At 51.0% G+C, this 831-nt stretch carries 1 protein-coding gene; it reads right to left on the minus strand.

The features are described 5' to 3' along the window. Nucleotides 1-829, minus strand: an 829-nt coding sequence (locus R7R24_RS25810; RefSeq protein ID WP_318119976.1) for a bifunctional GNAT family N-acetyltransferase/hotdog fold thioesterase, incomplete at its 3' end; no start/stop codon positions are given. Nucleotides 830-831: the final 2 nt, after the last annotated feature.

Consider the following 831-nt stretch of genomic DNA (forward strand, 5'->3'; position numbering starts at 1 on the left):
TGTAAATCACCACATGGATGACAATGCGCGCCTTGCGCCCTGACGCCAAGCGATCCAAATCACCACTGATACCATCAAGCGAGGTACTCGCCACCGGATTTTGCTCCACCGGATGACGATAACGAATCGAGCTGTCTGCCAAAACGATATCGCCATGCAAACCGCGCTCTTTGAGCAGTAACCACGTCATTCCCCATCCCGTCAGCGTTGCCAACGTAAATGCCGAACCAGCAAACATCGTATTGTGCGGGTTCAAATTCGGATTGAGCTGGGCACTGCATTCGAACTGATAACCGGTGTATTGGTTGATTTTGATGCCCATTTTGTCCGCAATTGGGATCTGCGCTTCCCAGCGCTGCTGCAATTCCGTGCACCATTCTGGGCGACGTAACACATTCGCCATCGGATCAAGCGGCTTCACCATTTGTTGGTGACGGACCGGACCGCGTTCATCGGTCAACTCACCACGACGTTCAAAACCATTTTTTTCATAAAACGCAATCGCATCTTCACGGGCATTACATACCAAACGTTTCGCACCTTCTTGGCGCGCAAGCGATTCCAACGCGACCGACACCAATGAGCCCATGCCTTTGCTGCGACGATTGCCTTTCACCGCCATATAACGGATTTGACCATCGTTATCCGGAGTAATGTACAAACGTCCGATCGCCATTGGACGACCACGGCTATCCACAATCATGCGGTGGTGGCTCACCACGTCATATTCATCACGTTCAGAGCCTACTGGCATGCGCCATGGCTCTCGAAGCATTTGCCAACGAAATTGATAGTACTTGTTAAGCTGATTTTCGGTTGTTGGAGTTATGA

The sequence above is a fragment of the Vibrio sp. 704 genome (assembly GCF_033339295.1).